The organism is Shimia sp. (assembly GCF_049116215.1).
Lineage (GTDB): Bacteria > Pseudomonadota > Alphaproteobacteria > Rhodobacterales > Rhodobacteraceae > Shimia.
In genome coordinates this window covers 271,681-296,950 of the sequence record NZ_JAGDZB010000005.1, presented here as the reverse complement: position 1 = coordinate 296,950, position 25,270 = coordinate 271,681, and the positions used below count along the sequence as shown (strand labels likewise).

The following is a 25,270-nucleotide window of genomic DNA, read 5'->3' as shown; positions in this document are numbered from 1 at the left end:
CATGTCAGCCTGCAGTGCGGTCCCAAGCATGAGAAAACTCCCGCCCAGCAGAGAACACCACAGGCGGCGCCACCAAACGGTCATCCTGTGCCTCCCCGGCGCTTTGGCATGTCCATCAACGGCGATGCCAGTATCTCCTCGGGGAGAACAGCCTCTGCCGCCACCCCTTCCAGCGGGGTCAGCGATTGCAAATGGCTCTGCGCAAACCGATGATCCAGCGCCCACTCCGGGGCGACAATCATGTCGTCAACCCATGTACCCGCGCCTATCCTTGTGTGGTTGCCGATCACAGAGCGGCGGACCAAGCTGCGGCCACACACCCGCGCACCAGCACCAACCACCACTGGCCCCTCCAATTTTGCACCCGCTTCGACTACCGCATCCGCCCCAATGAAGGCAGGCCCGACAATCACTGCGCGCGGTGAGACATCTGCGCCATCCGCCGCCCACACATGGCGGCGCACCAAGTGCCCAAGAGGCATTACACCAGGGATCAAGCCGCGCAGCCCCCGTGACAGACCTGCAAAGTAATCCTGTGGGCATCCCATATCGACCCAATTGAAGGCCGCGTCATACACCTGCATATGCCGCCCCGCCGCGAGCAGCGCTGGCAAAAGATGCTGGGCGATGTCTTGCGCCGGGCGCGATGCAACATGAGACAGCGCGCGCGGCGACACTACATAGATCCCGCAGCTTGCCAGCCGCGACGGGGCATGCGGTAAGCTGGGCTTTTCGACAAAACGGCGGATACGTCCGGCGCGATCTGCGTCAATGATCCCGTATTTATGCACTTGATCCGGTGGTACGTTTTGCGCGGCAATGGTCACATCCGCACCGCTGGCCCGGTGCTGCTCCATCAGGGCCGCCACATCTATATCTGTGACCGCGTCGCCGCAAAAAACCAAAAAGTCCTGATCAAAAGCGTTATGATTATGGTGCAACTGGCGCAAGGTGCTGGCCGACCCAAGCGGGGCCGCTTGCCACAGATCGCCTTGCCATTGCCCTTCATTGAGAAACTGCACGCTGCGCAAAGGGGAGCTGCGCACAAGCGCGTGAATCTGCGGCGCAAGATGACCGGGGTTCAGGATAAAATCGCGGATGCCAAAGCCGGACAAATGCCGCATCACATGGTCCAGCACCGGCCGCCCGAGAAAATCCAAAAGCGGCTTGGGCGTGCGCGCGCTCAGCGGGGCCATCCGGCTGCCGCTGCCCGCCACAAGGAGCACCGCTTTCACCCCGGCCAATTGCCGAGCGCGAAAGCGCGGGGCCACAAGCGCATCTTTGCGCGATTTGAACAGCGTCAACAGTGAGGACAGCGCGCAGCGGGCAATGTCATTTTCTACCCGCTCGCGGGCGCCATAAAACCCCACGGCCATGCCTGGCGGGGCCTCACTTTGAAACTCCACCAAGGCGGCCAATCCGGAACGGGCCACGCGGCGCACCGCGCTCAAATCCACCAACATCGCAGAGCGCCCGCGGGCCAAACAACGGGCTTCAGCCGATTTGAGCGTGACATAATCCGCCGACGTCAGCCGCGTGGTTGCGATCTTCAGGATTGAAATCATGCCGACATCTTCTGAATTGGTAAGCATATGGGTCTCCTTGATCAAAAGGCGGGCTCAGGCTTTTTGCCCGTTCCACAGCAGAGGCAAATACGGCAACGGGCCAAGCCCCACCGTCCAGGCGGTCATCCGATGGCGGCTCAGCGCCACCACAAAAAGCCCAGTCATCGGCAGGGTCCACAGAAATTCAAGCGCAATGGATTGGCTGGGGGAAACTGTACGTCCCGCCAGGGCCATCTCTGCAAGGTCGAGAAAAATCGGGTGGCACAGGTAAAGCCCAAAGGCATACTTGGACGCACGCGATATCCACGCTGGCCAGGCCTTATGCGCCAGACTTAAACACAGCAGCAGCAGTGCCACCGGCATCAAGTAGTCCGCCCAATACGAAAACGGGTTGTCAAACACCCAGCGTCCTGTTGCCACCACTTCTGCCGTTGCCATGAACTTGAGTGTGAACAGCGCCAGCGCAACCACCACGATGGGTCCAAGCCAGGTCTCTCGCTGCACCACCGTGGTGCGCCGCCACAACCCAAGCACCGCGCCCGTCGCCATGCCATACCCAAGGTAACTCACCACCTTAAGGCCCCGCACCACGTAGCCAAGTGCCTCCGTGCCCCAAAACATCTTGTACATCACCGGATCCAAGACCTGTTTCAGCACCAAGCCAAGCACCACTGTCAGCCCCAGAAGTGGCCAGTGCTCGGCCAGCCGGAACAGCGGAAAAAACACCAGCAAAGCAAACAGCGTCGGGATAAAATGCATGTGATATTTCACATCCCCCAACAGCAGATACCCGCCCCAGGTCACCGGTGAGCTTAGCGCGGCCAAAACCTGCGTTTCATAGCCAAAAGCAAGGGCTTTCAAGAGATTGTAAACCGCATAGACCGCAGTCCAAAAAACAAACGGAATCAGCAGCCTGCGGGCCTGTTCGCGCAAAACCGAACCGTAGCTGCGCGGGCGCCGAGCCAGCGCCATCAACAACAGCAGGATCGAAATCATCAAGAAAAGTTCTGTCCGCGCCGTGTACAACAGCGCGCGTAGCACCATAGGCGCCAAGCGCGCCGCCGGGTCCGCATCCGGGAACGGTTGCCCGTGAGCATCCGCCGTCACATGCAGCCCCACCATGGACACGCCTGCAAACAATCGCAAAGCGTCAATCCAGATCTGCCGCCCCGTCTCAGGACCGTCTGCAACCATGCAGTTCACCATTTACCAAACAAACAACGTCAAACAGTGTCGCTGGCAAATATGAACAAAAAGTGAACAACGCCGCATTTGTTTTTATTTTGTTCTACTCTCATTTACCACTTCGCAAGAGTTTGTTCTTACCCTGAAGCGGTTAGGAGTGTTGTTATGTTTATGTGTCGCCTGCCCGGTTTGGGGATCTTGATTCTGGCTCTTTTTGGACCAGCCACCACAAGCCTCGCCTTGGACGATGCGGCCCTTTGTGCCCAGGCGATGCGACAATATGGGGTCACACCTGCACGCTGTAAAGCGTCCCTGACACCCGCATCAGACAGCGCACCCAACGCGCTATCCGGCGAAATCCAGGAAAGCCACATCTTCTTTACACAAGGCGGCGCCAGCCTCAGTGCGGACGCGCAAGTGCAGCTCGCGGTCCTGGTCTCGGTGTTGGACACCTCCGTGCTGCAACCGGCTTGCCTGCGCTTGATAGGGCATTCTGACAGCAGTGGCGGCGACGCCGCCAACAAGGCTCTGGCGCTCAAACGGGCGCAAGCTGTGGCCGCGGCCCTGCGCGAAGGCCTCAAGGACCCGTCCCGCATTCGCGAGGTGGACTCTGAGGGGGAGGCGCGCCCTCTTGCCGGGTTGGAAAGCACCTCGGTGCACAACCGTCGCGTAGAAATTCAGGCCAAGACCTGCCCCTGAGCCGGCCACCTCGCCTTTTTTGACCACCCTGCCATAGGTATTAACCAAAGCGCGCGTTAACCATCACATGCGTTTTGCCTTGCGCCCCTGCCCTCCCTGATGCCCTCAAAGTTAAGGACATGATCCATTAACCTTAATCGGGTGGGGGCCTGATGCGTGGGATACTCGAGGGCAGACACCGTCTGCGTCTTGGCTTGGCCATGGCTCTGACCATGGGCAGCGTTGGTGCCGCAGATCCAATCAACGGATTTTCAGAGCGGTTTGATCAGCCGCCTGCCCGTGGCTGGCAGGTGGCGCACTACACCTTCAGCCATCCCGCGTTTGACACGGACTGGAGCCGGGACAATCTGCGCTTTGATCACGGGCTGCATCTTTCCCTGACCCCGCAAACCGCCGCCGAAAACCGCTTCCTGGGCGCCTCCATTCGCCGAGAAACCCGCACGCACTATGGTCGCTATGAAGCAATCTTGCACCCGGCCAAAGGCCCCGGTCTCGTAACAGGTTTCTTTACCTACACCGGCCCGCATTATGGCACCCGGCATGACGAGATCGACATCGAGTTTTTGGGAAAAGACACCACAAAAATGCAAGTTGCGTGGTTTGTCGATGGCCAGCTTACCGCCCATAAAGTTGCTCTTGGATTTGACGCCGCTGACAAACCGCGCCGCTACGCGTTTGAATGGCATCCGGACCGGTTGCGCTGGTTTGTCGAAGATCGCATGATTTTTGAGGTGACCAAGGACGCCGCCGCCTTGCCCAAAGAACCTGGGTTTCTCTTTGCCAACCTTTGGGCCGTTGACAAAACCGTGCAGTCTTGGGCCGGCCTAACACCGGACAACACAACCGCTCAGGCCTATGTCGGCGACATGCGGTTTTCCCCCCTGGAGTCTCTCACCGCAGGGCTGTCACAGACCGAAACACCGCCCCGTCAGAGGCCCTGACTAGGGCTCCTTTTGTTAACGGCTGCTCAGAAAACCAAGGCTGCCTGAAACCGCAAAACCTTTCTCGGCTGATCCGGTTGCCGCCATCGCAGAGACCGCCAAAACGGTCAGCGTCACAAACATCATCGCGCGTTTTTGCATCGCAAGTCCTTTCTCTGACACCACCCCCCGGTAGAGTCATCCTGATGGGATTCGGTAAAGCCCTCGTGAAGGACGTTCGATTTCACAGTGTCAAAACGACAAAGGCCGGCGCGCCTTTTTTGCGCACCGGCCCCTCTCAATCTTTGCCACCGTTTTGTCAGGCTGACTGACGGTATTCCGCTTCAGAATGCTCGCTGGACGTGTCGCCGACCGAAGATGGACGGAAGTTGCCAACCAGTTCCGCCAATTCGCGGGCCGCTTCCTGCAAGGCGCGCCCCTGCGCGCTGGAGCGGTCCACCAGGCTGGCGTTTTGTTGCGTCACCCGGTCCAGATCCATCACACCGGAGTTGATCTCGGTGATCGCGGTGGCCTGATCACGGGAGCTGTCTGCAATCTGCACCGCCAACCGGCTCACGTCCTGGATTTTGGTGATGATGCCTTCGATCGCCTTGCCGGCCTGATCAACCAGGTCCACGCCCACCTCGACCTGATCAGAGGAGGTATCAATCAACTCTTTGATTTCATGTGCACTTGTCGCGGATCTCAGCGCCAATGAGCGCACTTCAGAGGCCACAACCGCAAAGCCGCGTCCGCTGTCGCCAGCCCGCGCCGCCTCAACCCCGGCATTCAACGCCAGCAGATTGGTCTGGAAGGAAATATCCTCAATCACGCGGTTGATCTCGCTGATCTTGCCAGCGCTGTCTTTGATGTCCTGCATCGCTTCCACAGCAGATTTCACAATCTCGCCACCGCGCAACGCTTCCGACTTGGTTGCATCCACGGTGTTCTCAACCGACTTGGTTTGATCAGACGCCGTTTGCACCCCATCGGTGATCGAGCCAATCGCGGCGGCAGTCTCTTCAAGCGTAGCGGCCTGTGCTTCGGTGCGCTTCGCCAGGTTTTGTGTGCCCTCCGCCATCTCGCCGGTCTCACCTTCGATCTGCGAAATTGTGCCCAGCACACGGCCAATTACATCATCCAGCGCCTCAGCGGTCTTGTTAAAGTCCGCCCGCAGCATTTCATAATCGCTGCTGAATTCGGCGGTGATGCGGTGGCTCAACTGCCCCTGCGCAAGATGGTTCAACCCGTCCGCCAGCTCATTCACAACTTCAGACTGCTCACGCGCGGCCGCCTTGGCCTGGTCTTCCATCGATTTGTTGGCTTTGATGGTCTCCACAAACTCCCGAACGGCCCGCGCCAGGCGGCCCAACTCGTCCTTGCGCTCGGTGGACGGCACCCCACTGGCTGTGTCACCCTCCCGCAAAGCCGTAATGCGCGCTACAATCCGCGCCAGCGGCCGGGTCACACCGGCGGCGGAGAAATACACAATTGCCGACATCACCAGGCAAATGACAGCCACAGCAATCAACGACTGCATATAAAGCTGATTGACCACCGCAGCGATCACACCGTCATAAAACCCCATGACCATTTCCGCGACCACCGTGCCATCGGTGTGATGGATCGGGAATTTCACGTAAGCCACATGGTTGGCCTCAAACCGCGCCTCAGCAGCGTCCATCGCCAGGATCTCGGCAACGCCGTCTTCCCAGCCGGTCTCATCCGCGCCTTCTACCGCCACTTTGGCAAACAGCTCACCGTCCACGAACACTTTGGCAAACAAAGCGTTTTCCATTTGGGTCACGCCAGCGATTGCGCCCGCAGCGCCATCGGTGTTGAAATCCCACACGGCGGCGGCCACCGGTGGCGCCACAAAGGTCTGTGACAGCGCCAATTCGCTCTCAAACGCCTTGATCAGCGTATTGCTCTGCTTGGTCACCCAAAACACCGTGGTGGCAATGAAGGCCACCAAAATACAGGCCACGATAGGCAACAACAGCCGCCCCATGATCGACAGCCCCAAAGACCGCTTCTTTTCACCAGTCATTATTCGCTCCGGCCAGACCGTCGCCACATCCTGTGGTGGGGCCTGATTAGGCGCCAGCTTTTTGGCGCAGTTTCAATCTGTTACGCGCTCCCGCTCTGCCAATTGCGCAGACCGGAAGCCTTATCCCCCCAGCCGACGCTGCGCCGGATGAGAAACCGTTACCTCTGTGTGTGTCTCTGTGCTTTGACGTGGAAACCGCAAATTCGGCTACCCAAAAGACGCAGAGACGCCTTTAGTTCTTCGGTCAAACTAGACCTGTGGAGTTAATAGAGACTTACGGGGTGCGACAGAAATTCACAGGTGAAGCACTTGGGATTTAACCCTTTGGCCAAGCGCCGTTTTTTCGCAACTGCGTGGAGCTAATATCTTGCATTGGCACGTTCACAAAGGCCCAGACCGGGGCATCCTTACGACTCAGCGCGCGACTGTTGCGCGGATGTAATTGCGCCCGCCGAAACACCTGCGCCGCCTTGGCAGTGCGCGCCTCGATCCGGTCCCCCGGCCGCGCCAGTACCCCCACGGGCACCCGTGCCATAATATCCTGCCAGTCTTTCCAGCGATGAAACTGCGCCAGATTGTCCGCGCCCATCAGCCAAACAAACCGCGCCTGCGGGCACGTGTCCTGCAACACCGCAATGGTCTCTGCGGTGAAGCGCGTACCCACATGGCTCTCAAAATCACTGATATGCACGCGCGGATGGTCCATGATCTCCCGCGCCGCCGCCATGCGCCGCGCCAACTTGGTCGGCCCGCGATCCTTCAGCGGATTGCCCGGGCTGACCAGCCACCAGACCTGATCCAGAGCAAAGCGTTTGAACGCCTCTTTGGTGATATGCACATGCCCTACGTGTGGCGGATCAAACGATCCCCCAAGCAGCCCAATCCGCTGGCCGCGCGCAACATATGGCAATCCGTAAGGCACGGGGTTTAGTGGGCTTTTGTGAGGGCAAGGTCAAGATCAGCCCGATTACGACGTCACCGCACTCCCAAACTTTGCAATCAAAACTTGCACGCATAGCGATAAAGGAAATACACGAATTCTCGGAAACTCACGAAAGTCAAATCATGAAGAAACTTTTTTTGACAGTAACGGCACTGTGCCTATGTGGCGCGATCCCAGCTGCGGCGGCCGACAAATATGTCAGTTACCGCATCAAGAAAAAGACTCCTACAGTGGAAGGCACTTTGTTGGTCGACGGTTTTTCACTTCGTGAAATTCAAACGTTTGTCCGAAAGAACTGTGCTGGAAATGTCGGAAACATCGCTCTGATCGGCAAACCACGCAATAAACGCGGAAATCTGCTCCAGAAATTCAAAACAACGTGCAGTGGTGGACCTGCACAGCGATATGCTGGCGCCAAAAGTGTCACTTTGGAACACGAGTTGATGCCGGATGGTCGCGTACTGACAGAAATGCTCTATGGCCTAAATGGCAACATTCAGTTTGTTCAAGAGTACAACTAACCCCAAGCTGACAGGAAGCAGGCCATTGGCGACCAGCTGCCTGTCAGTGCCCGCCATTACCCAAATTGAAGATACTCTTCCAAAAGCACCTCCCAGCTTTCCACTAGGTCAAAGTCATCCAACACTCCGTCGCCCTCGCGTCCGGTAAACGCCGTCATCCCATGCTGCACCATGTAGCGCGGCGAATGCGTCGGCGGTCCAAAGTCTGCCATCTGCGTACATAAGGGGGAGTGTTTGGCGCTGCCGCTGTCGCCAAACCGAGCTACCGCCTCCTGCATGCGCGGACCAAACGCGTCACCAATGGCATACTGAATTTCCAACATCATCACCTGCCCAGCCTGATGTACGGTGGTGTCCTCACCCGCAACGTATCGAACGCCGCGCGCAGTTGCATCACCACCACCAACTCAAAGGCGCGATCGTCCCGACCGGCTTCAAAACAGCGGATCACACCTCCCGCCAAATCGGCGGGCGAGTAATTGTTGGACAACGCACTGATCGCAATACAGCCCACATCATCGCCAAAACCGCCATCCAACGCATCGCAAGTTCCTTCCCCGTGATCGCGCGGTTCATTGCCTTTTTGCCCGCGCGTGGCTAGTCTTTACAAGTATTGAAAAGCATAGCCCAACGTCCCAACACTTCAGGCAAACAGACTTGAAACCATCAAAAACATTCTGGAGAAATTTCTTTCTTGTAGCAGCCGTTGTCGCGCAGGCCTCCAACTTCGTATTATTGAAGTTCGGCATTAATACAGGCATGACATGGGAACCCATCGCATTGGGTGCGTCTCTGCTGTTTGTGGTAGTTGTTTTGGATCACGTCAAAAGCAAGTGACACACACGCCCTCAAGGCGTGCGAGTGGTTTGGAGCAAGCTGACATCCGAAACACCAACCTCCATTGCCCCCGCCCCCGCCCTCCGCTATCACACCTCCCAACGTGAATTCTGGCGAACGGAGTCGTCCAAATGGCCTCATATCAGTACGTCTACCACATGCAGGGTGTCTCCAAGACCTACCCCGGCGGCAAAAAGTGCTTTGAAAACATCCACCTGTCCTTCCTTCCGGGCGTGAAAATCGGCGTTGTCGGCGTCAACGGCGCCGGTAAATCCACCCTGATGAAAATCATGGCCGGTCTGGACAAAGATTTCACCGGCGAGGCCTGGGCGGCTGAAGGCGCGCGCGTTGGCTACCTGCCACAGGAACCAAAGCTCGACGAAAGCCTCTCCGTGCGCGAAAACGTCATGCTTGGTGTAGCCGCAAAAAAGGCCATTCTGGACCGCTACAACGAACTGGCGATGAACTACAGCGATGAAACCGCTGAGGAAATGGCCAAGCTGCAGGATGACATCGACGCCCAGAACCTCTGGGATCTGGACAGCCAGGTCGACATCTCCATGGAAGCCTTGCGCTGCCCGCCCGATGACGCCCGCATCGAAGACCTCTCCGGCGGTGAGGCCCGCCGTGTCGCGCTCTGCAAACTGCTGCTCGAAGCGCCCGACATGCTGCTGCTCGACGAACCAACCAACCACCTTGACGCGGAAACCATCGCCTGGCTGCAACAGCACCTGATCGACTACAAAGGCACCATCCTCTGCGTCACCCACGACCGCTACTTCCTCGACGACATCACCAGCTGGATCCTCGAGCTCGACCGCGGCAAGGGCATCCCATACGAGGGCAACTACTCCGCATGGCTGGAGCAGAAAGCCAAACGTCTGGAGCAGGAAGCCCGCGAGGACAAATCCAAGCAGAAAACGCTGGAGCGCGAACTCGAATGGATGCGTCAGGGTCAAAAAGCCCGTCAGGCCAAATCCAAAGCGCGTATCTCCGCCTATAACGAGATGGCGAACCAGTCGGAGCGTGAAAAAGTTGGCCGCGCACAGATCGTCATTCCAAACGGCCCGCGCCTGGGTTCCAAAGTCATCGAGGTCAACGGCCTGTCCAAGCACTATGGCGACAAGCAGCTGATCGAAAACCTCGAGTTCTCCCTGCCTCCGGGTGGCATTGTCGGCGTGATCGGCCCCAACGGCGCCGGTAAATCCACGCTCTTCAAAATGCTCACCGGTCAGGAACAGCCCGACGAAGGCACCGTGGAATACGGCGACACCGTGAAGCTCTCCTACGTTGACCAGTCTCGCGACGACCTGAACGACAAAGACACCGTCTGGGAGGCCATCTCCGGCGGCTCCGAAATCATCGAGCTGGGCGACGCCCAGGTGAACTCCCGCGCCTACTGCTCGTCGTTTAACTTCAAAGGTGGCGATCAACAGAAACCGCTGAACCTGCTGTCGGGCGGTGAACGCAACCGCGTGCACATGGCGCGCCTGTTGAAAGAAGGCGGCAACGTCTTGCTGCTCGATGAGCCGACCAACGACTTGGACGTGGAAACCCTCCGCGCGCTGGAAGACGCCCTGGTGGATTTTGCAGGCTGCGCCGTGGTCATCTCCCACGACCGCTTCTTCCTCGACCGCATCTGTACCCACATGCTCGCCTTTGAAGGCGACGCCCATGTGGAATGGTTCGAAGGCAACTTTGAGGACTACGAAGAAGACAAAAAACGCCGTTTGGGGGCTGATGCATTGGAGCCTAAGCGGCTCAAGCATAAGAAGTTTACGCGCTGAATGCATTGGGGCCGCCGCTGGCGGCCCTTACCTTTTTTGAAACCCATACAACACGACGCGCCCAATGCTGTCGCTCCAGCGATCTTCCCAAGCAAAATTGTCCATTTGGTGACCTCGCGCCTGAGACAGTTTACAAGCGCCACGCGCCGCACTGAGGTGGCCTCAATTGCGCTCATGCAAACTGCCTGATTGCCGATGAGCCCCGACTGATTAAAACCGGCCCGTTTCTCAGGTTAGCGGCGTTTTTTCCTGCGATCTAAAGCCACCTTCACCCGCAAACCGAGACGCAGAAACACTCCAGGCGTGCGCGCAATAATTGCATCACTCCGGTCCACATTGTTTGATTTCAGCGCTTGCCTCACTGCGCGAGTCGACAAATAGGTTGCGGCAAAAGGCAGGTCTTTGCATGCATCGATATTGTCGTGAAATGTCGCCTCATAGCAGCGAAACACCCCATCTTTTTCAACAGAATTTGTAAGGCGTTCAACGTTGTCTTCACGGCTCAGCAAAACCGCCGGCTGATCTAAAAAATAGGGTCTCTTTCGTGCCGCAAGCAAGCGGCAACACAAGTCCGTATCTTCGTCAACGTGACGCCCAATCGCAAACCCATTCAATGATTGAAAAAGATCGCGCCGAACAAACAAACCCGCACTTGCCGCACACAAGCGCTGCCGAAACCCTACCCGAGGCTCCAAGAAACCATGTTTTAATGAACGCCCCAAAACATCACGCCGCGCGACGATCTCATTTCCGACCACCTGCAGCCCAAAGCCCCATTCCACATCCTCTGCCTGCCACAGAGTGATCAGCTGCGCCAAATATCCAGGAGCGATCAAGTCGTCATCGTCTAAGAACAACACAAATTTGCCTACGGCAGCCTGGACACCCATGTTTCTAGCCGCTGCAGCCCCACAAACGTCATGTGTATTGCGCAGATAACGGACAAGGCCTTTATCTATGTCCGCACCTAGACTGTTTCGTGCGCCATCGCCACGGTCCTCCACAACGATCACTTCACCGGTCTCGCCGACGTCCGGCAAGACAGCAGACACCGCTTTTTTCACCGCCTGCGCCCGTTGATATGTCGGAATAACAATCGAGAATAACACCGGACTATGTTTCGCTCGCTTGGGAAAAGTCGAAGGCCCCCACGGCAACCGAAGCCGCCTCTTCGCGTGTCATATCCGGCTTTGTTGGGCCGTGTTGCAAGTGAAAAAACTGGCTGCGCTCGTCGCGCTCGTCAATAAGACAAGGAGTTCCGTCCGATGTTTGCACCATCGTGATTTGCGCATTCCAGCGTCCATCAAGCGTCCTGAAGTCCACACCTTTTTTACCGATGAACGTGTTTAGATAGTTTTGATCCAAACGATAGAACCGCGGCAATCCAGCCAAGCGCATGGAGACTTGGTAGGCCAAAACCGGAGGCAAAACGCGCTTCAGCACACGCAGTCCCTCCTGGGAATAAAGGACCACACCGGAATTAAAGACCTTGGGTCGGTTCACGTCATCCCGCGCCACTTTGGTCCGCCACAGCTCTTCACTTATGCGCGCCCAGCGTTGATCGTTTCGACCATTGATGTTGCCTTTCATGTCCTCGCGCAGCACGGGCTGCTTGGGTTCCTCAGTCAACATGATATCCCCTGACAGTTCGTCAAAAATGTTCGCTACTGGCGCGGCTTTGGGAATGACGTCCATATCTACAAATAGAACCGCGTCGTATTCATGAAAACTAGGGTCCAGGATGGGTCGCAGCGCCCCAAAATAGCGCTTATGCATCGCCCTTAAGGGATAAACGTCATCGGCAAAAAAATAGTCTGCACCAACTGCCTTGGCATAATCTCTAAACAGCACCTCACTGGCATAGGAGTACTCTGGGCGCACACCTGACCAATACTGATAAATCATTGTCTTCATAAATGTTTCTTTCAAATCAGAAACTCTTGGGAAAGACATAGCTGAAGTCACTTAGTGCTCCAAACCCTTTCTCCAGAAGATCCAAGCAAGGGTCAACCTCCCACTTTTGAGCGAAAATCACAAAATAGTCCAAAGGGTTTTAGCCACCACCCACAGCAAAGCCCTTTCCGTGCCACATTTGCGCCCCATTTCACCCTAGTAATGGTTAACGACATCAACCGGAGACGCAGACATGGCCCTCATCCTCATCTTTGCTGGCAGCATCGCAGGCATCCTGCTTGGTGGCATTCAGATGATGTTTCAGGACGCCTCGGTCTGGACCGCCCTCACCACCTACCTGAGCTTCTCCCTTGGCTTCCCGCTCAGCGCGGGCCTCATTGGCCTCACGCTCACCGCCCTGCGAGGCCGTTTTGCCGAGCAAGACGAGTTTGACCTCTACAAAGCCTAACGCTTTCACAGTCTGGAAATATCCTGGGGGAGGCCCTGCCCTGCAGGGACGGGGGCAAGGCCCCCTAATCGCGCAACCGCGCCGCCAAATGCGCATCCAGTTGCACCTCTTCCGCAATCTTCATCTGCGCCCAGGTCGCCAGCAAACGATTGATGCGGGCCTGATAGCCCTGCCCCATTGCGCGATAAAACTTCGCCACCGAGCGATCCAGATACAGCGTCACCTTCTCCTTCGGCTCCGCCACATCCAGATCCTGCTCCAGCGTGTGCCACGCCTCCGGCACCGCCTCCCGCAACGCCTCGGTAACCCAGGTCTCTGACGTCAACACCAACAGGTTGCGCCCCAACGCCTCCCGCGCCATGCGCTGCGCTTTCGTGCCTTTGCTAGCCCGCTGAAACAGCGGCACGCTCTCGCTCTGATCCTCAGACATCCTGCGCCTCCTCAGAGCACACCATGCCCATCAGAGGTTAACCCCACAAAACCCCGCCGCCCGCCGCCGTTGCGCAGGCCAAAATAGGCGCCTCCGCAAAACAGCCGCGATACAGACGAAATACCGACGTGCTAATCCGCCTCAATTAGCGCGGTGGCCAGGCCGCGTCTTCTTCCGGTACTGCCCGCGGTTTGCCATCCTCATCAATCGCCACATAGGTGAACACCGCCTCGGTCACCTTCTCCGAAACACCCCGCCGGTGCCGCACCGCCCAGGCCTCGATTTTCACGCCCATAGAGCTGCGCCCCACGCGCTCCACCCAGGCCCAGACACAGAGCACATCGCCCACCTGCACAGGCCTGATAAACTGCATCGCGTCCACCGCCACCGTGGTCACCCGCCCCTTGGCGCGTTGAGCGGCAATGATGCCGCTGGCAATATCCATCTGGCTCAACACCCAGCCACCAAAGATGTCGCCATTGATGTTCACATCTGACGGCATCGCCAGCACCCGCAGGGTTGCTTCTCCGTCTGGTTGTTTCTCGTCACTCATGGCGCTTCCTTTCTTGGCTTTCCCCACCCTAACCCTCTGGCGCCGCCGCGAAAAGCTGGTAGAAACCCGCCCCAGAAGGACACGCGCATGACCCAGTTTGACATCATTGTAATTGGCGCAGGCCCCGCAGGCAGCGCTGCGGCCACTTGGGCCGCCAAACAGGGCCGTTCCGTGGCGCTGATCGACAAGGCAAGTTTTCCGCGCAACAAACTCTGCGGCGGGCTGTTTACCGAGCGCAGCCGGACCTACTACCACGAGATTTTTGGTCAGGACGTCGACCTCGCCCATGCCGTCACGCGCGAGGAAATTGCGTTCTGGCATGAAGGGCGCGAACTGGCTGTGCTCTCTGACATCCCGCCTCTGCATCTGACCATGCGGCTGGATCTCGATGCCGCGATGTTTGCCCATGCGCTTGACGCAGGCGTCGAAGACTTCACCGGACAGGCCATCGCAGAACTCACTGAAACCGCAGTAAAATTGCGCAACGGCTCCAGCTTGACCGCAGCTGTGATCATCGGCGCGGACGGGGTGAATTCAATTGTCGCCAAGCAGCTTTTTGGCAAACCCTTTGACACCAAAACCATTGGCTTTGGTCTGGAAGTCGAGGTACCTCTGTCGGCACAGGACCCGGCGGAGCAGCTCCTGCGCATCGACTTTGCTGCCGCAACCTGGGGCTATGGCTGGTCCTTCCCAAAGCAAGGTTCCACCACGGTTGGCGTCGGCGGTCTGCGGGCGCCAAACCCGGATATGAAGGACCACATGCAGCGCTACATGCACACGTTGGGCCTGCCCTCTGAAGCGGTGAAAATCAAAGGCCACCACCTGCCGTTTGGCGACTTCCGCCCCACCCCGGGCCGCGCCCATATCCTGCTTGCGGGCGACGCTGCTGGGCTGGTGGACCCGATCACGGGCGAAGGCATTGCCTTTGCGATGAAAAGCGGGCAGCTCGCCGCGCAGGCCGCCTGTGACGCACTCAATGCCTACGCGCCCCACGCCGCCATAGAACTCTACAAATCCGGCCTCAAAGACATGCACCGCAACCTGCGCATCGCCCGCAACCTGCGCCGCATCATCTTTGCGCCCCGTTGGCAAAAAGCCTTTATCGGCACCTTCCGCCGCTCCGGCACCGTGCGCATGATGTACATGCGGCTTCTGGCCGGCGAAGTGGAATATCCCGAACTGGCCCGTCGCGTGCTGGCCCGCCTGCCCCGCTACCTGCTCAACGCAATCAGACGGACGCCTTAACCCATTTCACAATCGCCGCCTTGGGCATCGCACCGGACTGCCGTGCGCGCTCTTTGCCATTAGCAAAGGCCGCCATCGTGGGAATGCCACGAATGCGATACTTTGCGCCTGCGTTTTTATGCGCCTCGGTGTTGAGCTTCACCAAACGCACCGCGCCTTTGACCTCTTGTGCCGCTGCCTGATATTGCGGCGCCATCTGGCGACACGGCCCACACCACGGCGCCCAGAAATCCACCACCAGCGGCACATCATCCGTGCGCAACGCCTTTTCAAAGGTGGCGAGATCAACCTCTGCCACCTTGCCACTCATCAAGCCTTTGCCGCAGGTGCCACACTTCGGCCCCGCGCCCAGCTTATCAAAAGGCACACGGTTCACCTGGCCACAGTCAAAACAGGTCAGCTTCTTGCCGCTCATGAGAAATCTCCGCCGTCACATTCCGCAATCGATATATGTGACACGCACCGGAATTAGAACCCTGCCCCAAAAGAAAAAGGCCGGGCGAAACCCGGCCTTTCCCAATATTTGAAACGTCTCTTAGTTCAGCGCTTTATCGGTGATCGCGTGGGTCCACGCACCCTCTGGCTTCTTGGTGATCACAGGATCAGACCCACCAGACATCAGGCTGTCCACAGTGCGGTCAAAGTCCGCCACATCCAGCGCGCCATTGCTGCCTGCGGTCAGCTTGGCAATCTCGCTCATCATGCGCACCTGGTGCTCTTCGGTCTGCGCACCGGAGGCATCGTTGTCCAGCACGATCAGCGCCGCTTCTTCCGGGTTCTCTTCAGCCCATTTCCAGCCTTTCATGGACGCGCGCACGAAGCGCACCATTTTGTCTTCAAACGCTGGATCGGCCAGCTTCTCTTCCATGACGTACATACCGTCTTCCAGCGTCGCCACACCCTGGTCTTCATATTTGAACACCACCAGATCATCCGGGCTCAGACCCGCGTCAATAATCTGCCAGTATTCGTTGTAAGTCATGGTCGACACACAGGCGGCCTGCCCCTGCAGGATTGGGTCCACGTTGAAACCCTGCTTCAGCACGGTCACACCACCGTCAGAGCCGTCTGTTGCCAGACCCAGCTTGTTCATCCAGCTCAGGAACGGGTACTCGTTGCCAAAGAACCAAACGCCCAGTGTTTTGCCTGCAAAGTCTTCTGGCGAGGACACACCTGCGTCTTTGCGGCAGGTCAGCATCATTCCAGAGGCTTTAAATGGCTGCGCAATGTTCACCAGCGCTAGGCCTTTTTCACGGGACGCCAAAGCAGACGGCATCCAGTCCAGCACCACATCGGCTCCACCACCGGCAATCACCTGCGCGGGCGCAATATCCGGACCACCCGGCTTGATGGTCACGTTCAGGTCTTCTTCAGCGTAAAAGCCTTTGTCCTGTGCTACATAGTAACCCGCAAACTGTGCCTGCGTGACCCACTTGAGCTGCAAGGTCACATCATCCGCAGCTTGTGCCACGCTGGCGGCAACGCCCAGCGCCGCTGCGGTCAGAGCTTTAATCATCGTTTTCATTTTGGCTTATCTCCTTGTTGGTTTTAGCTATTTATAGTTGTCACACCGTCTCTGCGGTGTTTGTTACAAAGCTGAACCCCTTGGGGTAGCTATGAAAACCGTCAAAATCACCTTTGCCAATGGCCACACCCTGCGCCCGCAGGATCGCGTATCCCATATTCAGATGAAAAAAGAAATTTGGCATCCCGTAAAGGGTGAAGAAGTCGCAAGCCGGCTGGGTAAGCGTGGCTTCGCCGGCCACATGGGTCACTGCGCGGGTCTCCGCCCCCGCAAAATCCGCTGGCGTCAGTGCCGCAATCTGCGTCTGCACAAACGTCCCGCGCGCGCTTACATCGGCCACCGAACTGGCCTCTGCCAACTCCGGCACCTCCCGCCCAATAAGCGGGAACAAACTGCGCAACACATAGCCCTGCGCAATCGCAAAATTTTCCAGCGCCGTGAAACTCTCCGGCGTCAACCGCCCTTCCAACGCTTCCGGCTTGGCCTGTGCAATCAGGTGCGCGATGCGCTCCAGATAGTGCTCAAACACACGCACGTAAGAGTGGAAAGACGTGTCGCTCATCGCGATTTCCTCTGTGAGGGATGCCAGAAGGTCACAGACTTCTCAAGCAAGGCCACACCGCCGTAAAACAGCGAGCCTGCCAAGGCTGCGACCACAATCTCCGCCCAAACCATATCCAGCGCAAGCCGCCCGACCTCTGTCGAGATCCGGAAGCCCATGCCTTTGATCGGACTGCCAAAAAATTCAGCAACGATCGCGCCAATCAAGGCCAGTGTGGTGGAAATCTTCAACCCGTTGAAGATAAACGGCATCGCCGCAGGCAATCGCAGTTTCATCAGCGTCTGTCCATAGCTGGACGCATATGTCCGCATCAGATCACGCTGCATATGATCCGTCGCTTGCAGGCCTTCCACAGTGTTCACCAACATCGGGAAGAACACCATGACAACAACCACAGCCGCTTTGGATTGCCAGTCAAAGCCAAACCACATCACCATGATCGGTGCCATGCCAATAATCGGCAGCGCGGCGACAAAGTTGCCCACCGGCAGCAGGCCCCGCTGCAAGAACGGAAAGCGGTCAATCACCAGCGCGGTCAGGAAGGCCGCACCACAGCCCAGAATGTACCCCGACATCGCGCCTTTGATCACCGTCTGCACAAAGTCTTCCCACAGCGTCGGGATCGACGTGGCAAACTTCAGCGCAATCGCCGTGGGCGCAGGCAGAAGCACTGGGTTGATCTCAAACCCACGAACCACACATTCCCAAAGAACCACAATGGTCAGACCAAAGATCACCGGCACCGCCAGCGCGCTAAACTGCGTCCGCGGACGATGGGACAGGTAAGAGTTCACCCGCCAGCCAACCAGCCACGCAACAAGTCCAAAAACAATCCAACCCATCACGCCATCCCCATCCGCTTGAGAACCACTTTCTGGATCACACCAATGATCGCCACCAATGCCGCCGCAAGGGCCGCCGCGGTGATCAACGCGCTCCAGATCTGGATCGTCTGCCCATAGTAACTCCCGGCCAGCAACCGTGCGCCCAATCCGGCCACAGCCCCTGTCGGCAATTCACCGACAATGGCCCCCACCAGCGAGGCCGCCATGGCCACCTTCAACGAGGGAAACAGGAACGGCATCGAGCTTGGCAAGCGCAGTTTCCAGAACTCCTGCCCTTTGCTGGCGCTCCAAGTTTTCATCTGATCGACCATCATATGGTCTGGGCTGCGCAGGCCTTTCACCATGCCGACAACCACCGGAAAGAAGCTGAGGTACATGGAAATCACCGCTTTGGGCAGTAGGCCGGAAATGCCAATGGCGTTCAGAACCACAATGATCATCGGCGCAATCGCCAGGATCGGAATGGTCTGGCTGGCAATCACCCAGGGCATGACGCTCATGTCCATGGTGCGGTTGTACACAATCCCCACCGACAGCGAGACGCCCAGCGCCGTGCCCATAGCAAAGCCCAGAAGCGTTGCTGAGAGCGTGATCCAGCTGTGATAAATCAGACTGCGCTTGGAAAACGCACGGCCTTTGGCGACCATTTCGCCGGTGGTCTTCCAAATTTCCGTGCCCACCTGATGCGGGGCTGGAAGCTTGGGTTTTTTCTGGCTCATCGTGTCCGCCACCATCTCGGAGAAAGTGATCTCCACATTGGCGCGTTTGGCTTTGTCGTAAGCCCAGGATGCATTGAGCGCGACAGCCCCTGCATACCACAAAATGAAAATTGCAGTGACAACGGTTAGAATTGGTCCGAGGTTCTTCATACCCGCCACTCCATCCGCACTTCGCGCAACGTGTTAGGCGGCTCGGCCTCATGACGGCTAACCTCTTCAAACCCTTCACGTTTGTAGAACTTTTGCGCCCGCTCATTTCGCTCATGCGTGGTCAGCCAGACAAAGTCCCGCCCCGCCTTGGCGCGATCCATCAAAGTCTTGCCCACACCAGCTCCTGTGGTCTTGCAGTACAAGCCACCAACACGCGACAAGCTTGGGTCAAACGACAGGTAGCCCTCAATCGGCTCCCCCGCGACCCAGATCTCGCGCTCCGGCATCGCCTCGCGAATAAACCCGACAATCTCATCCGGCCCATAAAGTGACGGCATCCATTCCGTGGCCGCCTCCCAGTCACAAACGAACTGCGCCATCGCTGGCACATCCGCCGCCTCTGCCCGTCTCACGGTCGCCTCAATCATCGCCATGCCCCGCACGCAGGCCATCGCGCACCCGATGCGCTATTTCGATGAACTCAGGGCTGTCGCGAATGTCCAGCGGCCGCTCCTTGGGCAAGGTGCTTTCAATCACATCGTGAATCCGCCCCGGACGCGGGCTCATCACCACAATCTTCGTGCTCAGATACACCGCTTCCGGGATCGAGTGCGTCACAAAGCCAATGGTCTTGTTGGTCCGCGCCCATAGCTCCAAAAGCTGCTCATTCAGGTGGTCCCGCACAATCTCATCAAGCGCGCCAAACGGCTCATCCATCAACAGAATATCGGCCTGAAACGCCAACGCCCGTGCAATCGACGCACGCTGCTGCATCCCGCCGGACAGCTGCCAAGGAAATTTGTTCTCAAACCCTTCCAGATGCACCAGCTCCAGCACCTCTTGCACGGATTTGTCCTGCGCCGCCTTATCAACGCCCATGATCTCTAACGGCAGGCGAATGTTGCCGCCAATGGTGCGCCAAGGATAGAGCCCCGCGTGCTGGAACACATAACCATAAGCACGGGACTTGCGCGCTTCTGTTGGGCTCACCCCATTGACGGTGATCTCCCCCGCCGTGGGCTGCTCCAGATCGGCCATACAGCGCAGGAATGTGGTCTTGCCACAGCCTGACGGCCCGATGAAGGAGACAAAATCTCCTTTGTTGATATCAAGGTTGATGTCCTTGAGCGCATGAACCGGCCCGTCGTTTGTTTCAAACGTCAGGCTCAGGTTCTTGGCTGAAATGACTGTGTCGTTCATCTTGGCTCTCGTTTCACCGCCCTGCGCGGAGTTTGTTTTTGGGTGGCCCCAAGTTGATCCCGGGTGCCACCATTCTGTCCGTCTTAAACGCCGGTTGCCGGAATACCGGAACGCTTCACCGGCTGTGGCGAGGTCAGCTCTTTCCAGGTGCTGAGCGCTTTGTTCACTGTGGTATTGGCTTCGCGCTCAACAAACTTGCCGTGGCCTTCCTGCGTGCGGATCTCACCGTCATGCACCGCCACTTGTCCACGGGTCAAAGTGAAGCGTGGCAGGCCTTTGACCTCATGGCCTTCAAACACGTTGTAGTCGATGGATGACTGCTGGCTGCTTGCGGAAATGGTCTTGGACTTCTCCGGATCCCACACCACAAGGTCTGCATCCGCGCCCACCAGAACCGCGCCCTTTTTGGGGTAGCAGTTCAGGATCTTGGCAATGTTGGTCGAGGTCACAGCGACAAATTCATTTGGCGTCAAACGTCCTGTCGCCACGCCTTGAGTCCACAACATCGGCATCCGATCCTCAAGCCCGCCAGTCCCATTAGGAATTTGACTGAAATCTTTGAGACCAAAGCGTTTTTGCTCCGTGGTAAAGGCACAGTGATCCGTTGCCACCACGCTCAAAGAGCCAGATTGCAGACCGGCCCATAGGCTGTCCTGATGCTTCTGATTACGGAACGGAGGCGACATCACACGCCGCGCGGCGTGGTCCCAATCCGGGTTGAAATACTCGCTCTCATCCAGCGTCAGGTGCTGGATCAACGGTTCCCCCCACACGCGCTTGCCCTGCATACGTGCCCGGCGAATGGCCTCATGCGCCTCTTCACAGGAGGTGTGCACCACATAAAGCGGCACGCCCGCCATGTCGGCAATCATGATCGCCCGGTTGGTAGCTTCCCCTTCAACCTGCGACGGCCGCGAGTACGCATGCGCCTCCGGCCCGGTGTTGCCCTCGGTCAGCAGCTTTGCGGTCATCTCCGCAACCACATCGCCGTTCTCGGCATGTACCATGGCAATCCCGCCCAGTTCGCTGAGACGGTTGAACGAGGCAAACAGCTCGTCGTCATTCACCATCAACGCGCCTTTATAGGCGAGGAAGTGCTTAAACGTGTTGATCCCGCGCTGCTCGATCACGGTTTTCATATCGTTGAAAACCTGCTCGCCCCACCAGGTCACTGCCATGTGGAAGGAGTAGTCACAGTTCGCACGGGTCGATTTATTGTCCCACCGCTTGATCGCATCCAGCAGGCTCTCGCCTTGGTTCGGCAGACAGAAATCCACCACCATCGTGGTGCCGCCCGCAAGCCCTGCGCGCGTGCCGCTCTCAAAATCATCGCTGGAATAGGTGCCCATAAACGGCATTTCCAAGTGCACATGCGGGTCAATCCCGCCCGGCATCACGTAACAGCCGGTTGCGTCCAGTGTCTCGTCGCCCTTGAGGCCTTTGCCAATCTCAATGATCTGACCGTTCTCAATCAGCACATCCGCCTCGTAAGACAAATCTGCGGTCACAACGGTGCCGTTCTTAATGACTTTTGTCGCCATATCTTCGCTCCCTGATGTCTCTGCACTTATGCGCAGGTTGCCCCGACTTCGGCTTCATTTGGTCCAAAATTTCACGGGGTGTGGGGGCTGGCCCCCACCTATGTCTGTGTCCGGGGGCAGTGCCCCCGGTACAATTTTTTATTCCACAACTTCCGCTGTCTCGAGCACCGCGTGCAGCATCACATCCGTGCCCGCACTGGCCCACTCTTTGCTGATATCTTCCGCCTCATTGTGCGACAACCCGTCCACACAGGGGCACATGATCATCGCGGTCGGCGCCACATCATTGATCCAGCAAGCGTCATGCCCCGCGCCGGAGACAATATCCATGTGGCTATAGCCCAGACGTTCCGCCGCTTCGCGCACAGCGCCGACACAGGCCTCGTCAAAGGCGGGCGGATCAAACTGACCCACAATCTCCCAGTCCAAACCGACCTCAATCTCTTCGCACAGCTGTGGGGCCTTCTCGGCAAACTTCGCCAGCATTGCGTCAATCACGTCTTGCAGGTGGCTGCGGAAATCGATGGTGAACACCACCTTGCCCGGAATGATGTTGCGCGAGTTTGGATAGACGTCCACATGGCCAATCGCGCCCACCGCGTTGGGCTGATGCTTCATGGCAATCTCATGCACCAACTCGGTGATCCGCGCCAAGCCCCGCCCAGCGTTCTTGCGCATTGGCATCGGCGTAGAGCCGGTGTGGCTCTCTTTGCCGGTCACCGTACATTCTATCCAGCGCAGGCCCTGACCATGGGTCACAACCCCGATGTCCTTGCCTTCCGCTTCCAGAATAGGCCCCTGCTCGATGTGCAACTCAAACATCGCATGCATCTTGCGGGCGCCAACCTCTTCGTCGCCAACCCAGCCAATCCGCTTCAGCTCATCGCCAAACGTCTTGCCTTCCGCATCGACGCGATCATAGGCCCAATCCTGCGTGTGTCGCCCGGTGAACACACCGGATGCCAACATCGCCGGCGCATAACGTGTGCCCTCTTCGTTGGTCCAGTTAGTGACCACGATTGGGTGCTTGGTCTTAATGCCCAGATCATTCATCGAGCGCACAACTTCCAGACCGCCAAGCACGCCCAAAACACCGTCGTACTTGCCGCCGGTTGGCTGCGTATCCAGGTGGCTGCCCATATAGACCGGCAGCGCCTCTGGGTCTTCGCCGGGACGGGTCGCAAACATATTGCCCATCGTGTCCACGCCCATGGTCATGCCCGCGGCCTCACACCACGATTGGAACAGCGCGCGGCCTTCCGCATCTTCATCCGTCAAAGTCTGGCGATTGTTGCCACCGGCGATACCGGGGCCAATCTTGGCCATCTCCATCAGGCTGTCCCACAGCCGATCCGCGTTCACCTTAAGGTTCTCACCCGGTGCACCCATAGCATCTACTCCCTAATGTCTGGCCCGGGCTTGCGCCCAATTGGGCTGCCCTTGCTGGTGGGGCTCTTGATCTCACGGCCTTCCTGACCGTATGGTCAAAATCAGACGACCACACCCTGACCAACCGGTCAAGATTTTTTATCAGGGCATTTTTGATGGCAGAGACCACAGCGGCATCCCCCAAAGCGACCAGCAAAAAAATGCGCCGTCAGGAAGCTGAGGCGCTTATTTTGTCAGCAGCAGAAAAAGTCTTTGCCGAGGCTGGCTTTGGCGGCGCCACTATGCAGCTCATCGCCGACGTCGCAGGCCTGCCCAAAGCCAACCTGCATTATTACTTTCCTACCAAGGAGTTGCTTTATCGGCAGGTGGTGCAAAAAATCTTCCAAATCTGGCTTCAGGCGGCGGATATCTTTGATCAGGCGGATGGCCCGGAAGAAGGCATTGGCGCCTATATCGACGCCAAAATGGAGATCTCCCGCCGCCATGCGGACGGCTCCAAAGTCTGGGCCAGCGAGGTTATGCACGGCGCGCCGGTGATTCAGGATTATCTGGAGACCACGCTCACCGATTGGACCAACGGGCGAATCGAGGTGATCGAACGCTGGATCGCCGAGGGCCGCATGGCACCGATTGATCCGCGCCATCTCCTATACATGCTTTGGGCCACCACCCAGCATTACGCTGACTTTGGCCACCAGATCGACACGCTCAACGGCGGCAGCCCCCTCAACGACAAACAGTGGGAAACGGCCAAATCCAATATCAAAACCATCATCCTGCGCGGGATTGGCGCCATCGGGTAAGGCTTTCCTATCCTAAATCCCTGTAGACCCACGCCTTTGGCTGCATTAGCCTAAAAGGCAAAGAAATACGGAACGTTACCTATGGCCGAGGCATCGACGCGCAAACCCAGTCGCATTCAGCAACGCAACCGCAAGCGCATTCTGGACGCCGCTCTAGAGGTGTTTTCCCGCCACGGCTACCGCGGTGCCACGCTGGATCTGATCGCCGAAGAGGCTGGTCTCTCCAAGCCCAACATCCTTTACTATTTTGGCGGCAAGGAAGACATCCATGTCACTCTGCTGAACCAGCTGATGGAAACCTGGCTCGACCCGCTGGACCATATGGACCCGGACGGCGAACCACTTGAAGAAATCCTCGGCTACGTGCACCGCAAACTGGAAATGAGCCGCGAATTCCCGCGCGAAAGCCGGCTCTTTGCCAATGAAATCTTGCAAGGCGCGCCGCGTATGGAGCCGCATCTGGTCAGCGATCTAAAGCCGTTGGTCGACAAAAAAACCGCGCTCATTCGCACATGGATCGCCCAAGGCAAATTGGCCAACGTAGACCCACGCCATTTGATGTTTTCGATCTGGTCAACCACGCAGCACTATGCCGACTTTGACGCACAGGTACAGGTGCTCAGCGACAACGAAACCGACGCGCTTGACGGCGCCGACACCTTCCTCGATCAGATGTTCCGCAAACTTCTGACGCCTTAATCCGCGCCCTGAAGAACCCCCATCACAGCCCCCATCATCTGGGCAAACGCGCCGTCGGCTCCAGGCGTGAGAACCTGCATCTCCGCCCGCGCACCAATGAAGGTCTCCATTGGCAGCTCACCTTCAGACACAGCCAACAAATCTTCATATCCGGTGGTCAACACTACATCTGGCGTCTCATGGGCACCATAGCTGGCGCTGACCTGCCCAACCGCCACATCCAGCTGCATCATCTCACCGTCCACAACCAGCCCAACGCGCAGCGTCATATCGCCAAGCGCCGCCTGCCGCGCTGCCGCCAACAACGTGGTCACAACCGTGCGCAAATTGCCCGGCTTGACCACCTCGCCCTCAGGTTCAAACGCCGCACCAAACACCGCCAGGTTAAACAAAACATCCAGCGTCCGCCCCCCCAAAGGCGTCAGCGCATAGCTCTCCTCTTTTGACACCAGACCATCCGCCACCAACTTATTGAGCCGGTCGGTCAACAGGTTTGCCGCAATCCCCGGCAAGCCTTTCTGCAGCTCGCCAAACCGCATCGGCCCCGCGTGCAAATCCCGCAAGATCAACAACGTCCAGCGATCCCCAATCCGGTCCAACGCCCGCGCTATGGGACAGAGCAATTTATACGACCGCGCCTTTGCCATTCCTCACCTCACGAAAGCGTTACTTTATTTTTTAAAGTGACAACTTTAAATTTTAAAGCACACTACCACATTCCCCCCATCGGACCAAGACCA

The 25,270-nt window shown here is 57.8% G+C and carries 29 protein-coding genes; 8 read left to right on the top strand and 21 right to left on the bottom strand.

All coding sequences use genetic code 11. The features are described from left to right. Positions 1 to 80: 80 nt before the first annotated feature. Positions 81 to 1,592: a sugar phosphate nucleotidyltransferase gene (locus tag JXR15_RS16210; protein ID WP_422054239.1), complete on the bottom strand. Its 1,512-nt coding sequence runs from the start codon at positions 1,590 to 1,592 to the stop codon at positions 81 to 83. Positions 1,593 to 1,619: 27 nt separating this feature from the next. Further along, entirely contained in the window at positions 1,620 to 2,759 is a 1,140-nt protein-coding gene (locus tag JXR15_RS16205) for an acyltransferase family protein (protein ID WP_422054238.1), read from the bottom strand. Positions 2,760 to 2,915: 156 nt separating this feature from the next. Between JXR15_RS16205 and JXR15_RS16200 the strand changes: the two genes are divergently transcribed. Together JXR15_RS16200 and JXR15_RS16195 are read left to right on the top strand one after the other, a co-directional pair. Continuing rightward, positions 2,916 to 3,449: an OmpA family protein gene (locus JXR15_RS16200; RefSeq protein ID WP_422054237.1), complete on the top strand. Its 534-nt coding sequence runs from the start codon at positions 2,916 to 2,918 to the stop codon at positions 3,447 to 3,449. A 152-nt stretch (positions 3,450 to 3,601) separates the two neighbouring features. After that, positions 3,602 to 4,390, top strand: a complete 789-nt coding sequence (locus JXR15_RS16195) for a family 16 glycosylhydrolase (RefSeq protein ID WP_422054236.1) — start codon at positions 3,602 to 3,604, stop codon at positions 4,388 to 4,390. Between the two features lie 15 nt (positions 4,391 to 4,405). On the opposite strand, the gene JXR15_RS16190 is transcribed toward JXR15_RS16195, so the two are convergent. The 3 genes from JXR15_RS16190 to JXR15_RS16180 all read right to left on the bottom strand — a co-directional run bounded on the left by JXR15_RS16190 (position 4,406) and on the right by JXR15_RS16180 (position 7,341). After that, positions 4,406 to 4,531, bottom strand: coding sequence for a hypothetical protein (locus JXR15_RS16190; protein WP_422054235.1), 126 nt, complete (start codon positions 4,529 to 4,531; stop codon positions 4,406 to 4,408). Positions 4,532 to 4,688: 157 nt separating this feature from the next. Next, positions 4,689 to 6,419 (bottom strand): methyl-accepting chemotaxis protein, encoded by a 1,731-nt coding sequence (locus tag JXR15_RS16185; protein WP_422054234.1) that lies wholly within the window; start codon positions 6,417 to 6,419, stop codon positions 4,689 to 4,691. Positions 6,420 to 6,735: 316 nt separating this feature from the next. Continuing rightward, positions 6,736 to 7,341: a nicotinate-nucleotide adenylyltransferase gene (locus JXR15_RS16180; protein ID WP_422054233.1), complete on the bottom strand. Its 606-nt coding sequence runs from the start codon at positions 7,339 to 7,341 to the stop codon at positions 6,736 to 6,738. Here JXR15_RS16180 and JXR15_RS16175 point away from each other — a divergent pair. After that, positions 7,269 to 7,883, top strand: coding sequence for a hypothetical protein (locus JXR15_RS16175; protein ID WP_422054295.1), 615 nt, complete (start codon positions 7,269 to 7,271; stop codon positions 7,881 to 7,883). The genes JXR15_RS16180 and JXR15_RS16175 overlap by 73 nt on opposite strands. Before the next feature lie 56 nt (positions 7,884 to 7,939). Here JXR15_RS16175 and JXR15_RS16170 read toward each other — a convergent pair whose 3' ends face one another. Then, complete coding sequence (locus tag JXR15_RS16170) at positions 7,940 to 8,206, bottom strand: hypothetical protein (RefSeq protein ID WP_422054232.1); 267 nt, start codon at positions 8,204 to 8,206, stop codon at positions 7,940 to 7,942. Positions 8,207 to 8,208: 2 nt separating this feature from the next. Beyond that, a complete protein-coding gene (locus JXR15_RS16165; RefSeq protein ID WP_422054231.1) occupies positions 8,209 to 8,421 on the bottom strand; it encodes a hypothetical protein in 213 nt (70 codons plus the stop codon). A gap of 430 nt (positions 8,422 to 8,851) precedes the next feature. Here JXR15_RS16165 and ettA point away from each other — a divergent pair, with 430 nt between their 5' ends. Then, positions 8,852 to 10,507, top strand: coding sequence for an energy-dependent translational throttle protein EttA (gene ettA / locus JXR15_RS16160; RefSeq protein ID WP_422054230.1), 1,656 nt, complete (start codon positions 8,852 to 8,854; stop codon positions 10,505 to 10,507). A 233-nt stretch (positions 10,508 to 10,740) separates the two neighbouring features. Here ettA and JXR15_RS16155 read toward each other — a convergent pair whose 3' ends face one another. Both JXR15_RS16155 and JXR15_RS16150 read right to left on the bottom strand, forming a co-directional pair. Beyond that, positions 10,741 to 11,616: a glycosyltransferase family 2 protein gene (locus tag JXR15_RS16155; RefSeq protein WP_422054229.1), complete on the bottom strand. Its 876-nt coding sequence runs from the start codon at positions 11,614 to 11,616 to the stop codon at positions 10,741 to 10,743. 4 nt (positions 11,617 to 11,620) lie between these two features. Then, positions 11,621 to 12,472, bottom strand: a complete 852-nt coding sequence (locus JXR15_RS16150) for a hypothetical protein (RefSeq protein WP_422054228.1) — start codon at positions 12,470 to 12,472, stop codon at positions 11,621 to 11,623. Between the two features lie 181 nt (positions 12,473 to 12,653). Between JXR15_RS16150 and JXR15_RS16145 the strand changes: the two genes are divergently transcribed. After that, positions 12,654 to 12,869, top strand: a complete 216-nt coding sequence (locus JXR15_RS16145; protein ID WP_422054227.1) for a hypothetical protein — start codon at positions 12,654 to 12,656, stop codon at positions 12,867 to 12,869. A 64-nt stretch (positions 12,870 to 12,933) separates the two neighbouring features. On the opposite strand, the gene JXR15_RS16140 is transcribed toward JXR15_RS16145, so the two are convergent. Together JXR15_RS16140 and JXR15_RS16135 are read right to left on the bottom strand one after the other, a co-directional pair. Continuing rightward, positions 12,934 to 13,299 carry a BrnA antitoxin family protein gene (locus tag JXR15_RS16140; RefSeq protein WP_422054226.1) on the bottom strand — a complete coding sequence of 122 codons (366 nt, stop codon included), beginning with the start codon at positions 13,297 to 13,299 and terminating at the stop codon, positions 12,934 to 12,936. Between the two features lie 145 nt (positions 13,300 to 13,444). Beyond that, positions 13,445 to 13,852, bottom strand: coding sequence for an acyl-CoA thioesterase (locus tag JXR15_RS16135; RefSeq protein ID WP_422054225.1), 408 nt, complete (start codon positions 13,850 to 13,852; stop codon positions 13,445 to 13,447). Between the two features lie 87 nt (positions 13,853 to 13,939). Here JXR15_RS16135 and JXR15_RS16130 point away from each other — a divergent pair, with 87 nt between their 5' ends. Next, a complete protein-coding gene (locus tag JXR15_RS16130) occupies positions 13,940 to 15,097 on the top strand; it encodes an NAD(P)/FAD-dependent oxidoreductase (RefSeq protein WP_422054224.1) in 1,158 nt (385 codons plus the stop codon). On the opposite strand, the gene trxC is transcribed toward JXR15_RS16130, so the two are convergent. The 9 genes from trxC to JXR15_RS16085 form a co-directional block, all read right to left on the bottom strand. Continuing rightward, the gene (trxC, locus tag JXR15_RS16125) at positions 15,081 to 15,512 is read right to left on the bottom strand and encodes a thioredoxin TrxC (RefSeq protein WP_422054223.1); all 432 of its coding nucleotides are present in this window, start codon (positions 15,510 to 15,512) and stop codon (positions 15,081 to 15,083) included. The two genes, JXR15_RS16130 and trxC, sit on opposite strands and share 17 nt — an antisense overlap. A 120-nt stretch (positions 15,513 to 15,632) precedes the next feature. Then, the gene (locus JXR15_RS16120; protein WP_422054222.1) at positions 15,633 to 16,622 is read right to left on the bottom strand and encodes an ABC transporter substrate-binding protein; all 990 of its coding nucleotides are present in this window, start codon (positions 16,620 to 16,622) and stop codon (positions 15,633 to 15,635) included. Positions 16,623 to 16,662: 40 nt separating this feature from the next. Next, positions 16,663 to 17,184 (bottom strand): DUF1993 family protein, encoded by a 522-nt coding sequence (locus tag JXR15_RS16115; protein ID WP_422054221.1) that lies wholly within the window; start codon positions 17,182 to 17,184, stop codon positions 16,663 to 16,665. Then, positions 17,181 to 18,026 (bottom strand): ABC transporter permease, encoded by an 846-nt coding sequence (locus JXR15_RS16110; protein ID WP_422054220.1) that lies wholly within the window; start codon positions 18,024 to 18,026, stop codon positions 17,181 to 17,183. The genes JXR15_RS16115 and JXR15_RS16110 overlap by 4 nt, the downstream gene beginning before the upstream one ends. Then, the gene (locus JXR15_RS16105) at positions 18,026 to 18,898 is read right to left on the bottom strand and encodes an ABC transporter permease (RefSeq protein ID WP_422054219.1); all 873 of its coding nucleotides are present in this window, start codon (positions 18,896 to 18,898) and stop codon (positions 18,026 to 18,028) included. Before JXR15_RS16105 ends, JXR15_RS16110 begins: the two co-directional genes overlap by 1 nt. Next, positions 18,895 to 19,326: a GNAT family N-acetyltransferase gene (locus JXR15_RS16100; protein WP_422054218.1), complete on the bottom strand. Its 432-nt coding sequence runs from the start codon at positions 19,324 to 19,326 to the stop codon at positions 18,895 to 18,897. Before JXR15_RS16100 ends, JXR15_RS16105 begins: the two co-directional genes overlap by 4 nt. Further along, the gene (locus JXR15_RS16095; protein ID WP_422054217.1) at positions 19,319 to 20,098 is read right to left on the bottom strand and encodes an ABC transporter ATP-binding protein; all 780 of its coding nucleotides are present in this window, start codon (positions 20,096 to 20,098) and stop codon (positions 19,319 to 19,321) included. The genes JXR15_RS16100 and JXR15_RS16095 overlap by 8 nt, the downstream gene beginning before the upstream one ends. Before the next feature lie 83 nt (positions 20,099 to 20,181). Then, positions 20,182 to 21,639 carry a dihydropyrimidinase gene (gene hydA / locus JXR15_RS16090; RefSeq protein ID WP_422054216.1) on the bottom strand — a complete coding sequence of 486 codons (1,458 nt, stop codon included), beginning with the start codon at positions 21,637 to 21,639 and terminating at the stop codon, positions 20,182 to 20,184. Between the two features lie 138 nt (positions 21,640 to 21,777). Beyond that, positions 21,778 to 23,028, bottom strand: coding sequence for a Zn-dependent hydrolase (locus JXR15_RS16085; RefSeq protein WP_422054215.1), 1,251 nt, complete (start codon positions 23,026 to 23,028; stop codon positions 21,778 to 21,780). A 155-nt stretch (positions 23,029 to 23,183) separates the two neighbouring features. On the opposite strand from JXR15_RS16085, the gene JXR15_RS16080 reads away from it, so the two are divergent. Together JXR15_RS16080 and JXR15_RS16075 are read left to right on the top strand one after the other, a co-directional pair. Then, the gene (locus JXR15_RS16080; RefSeq protein WP_422054214.1) at positions 23,184 to 23,831 is read left to right on the top strand and encodes a TetR/AcrR family transcriptional regulator; all 648 of its coding nucleotides are present in this window, start codon (positions 23,184 to 23,186) and stop codon (positions 23,829 to 23,831) included. Between the two features lie 81 nt (positions 23,832 to 23,912). Then, positions 23,913 to 24,530, top strand: coding sequence for a TetR family transcriptional regulator C-terminal domain-containing protein (locus tag JXR15_RS16075; protein ID WP_422054213.1), 618 nt, complete (start codon positions 23,913 to 23,915; stop codon positions 24,528 to 24,530). Here JXR15_RS16075 and JXR15_RS16070 read toward each other — a convergent pair. Next, the gene (locus JXR15_RS16070; RefSeq protein WP_422054212.1) at positions 24,527 to 25,177 is read right to left on the bottom strand and encodes a winged helix-turn-helix transcriptional regulator; all 651 of its coding nucleotides are present in this window, start codon (positions 25,175 to 25,177) and stop codon (positions 24,527 to 24,529) included. The genes JXR15_RS16075 and JXR15_RS16070 overlap by 4 nt on opposite strands. Positions 25,178 to 25,270: the final 93 nt, after the last annotated feature.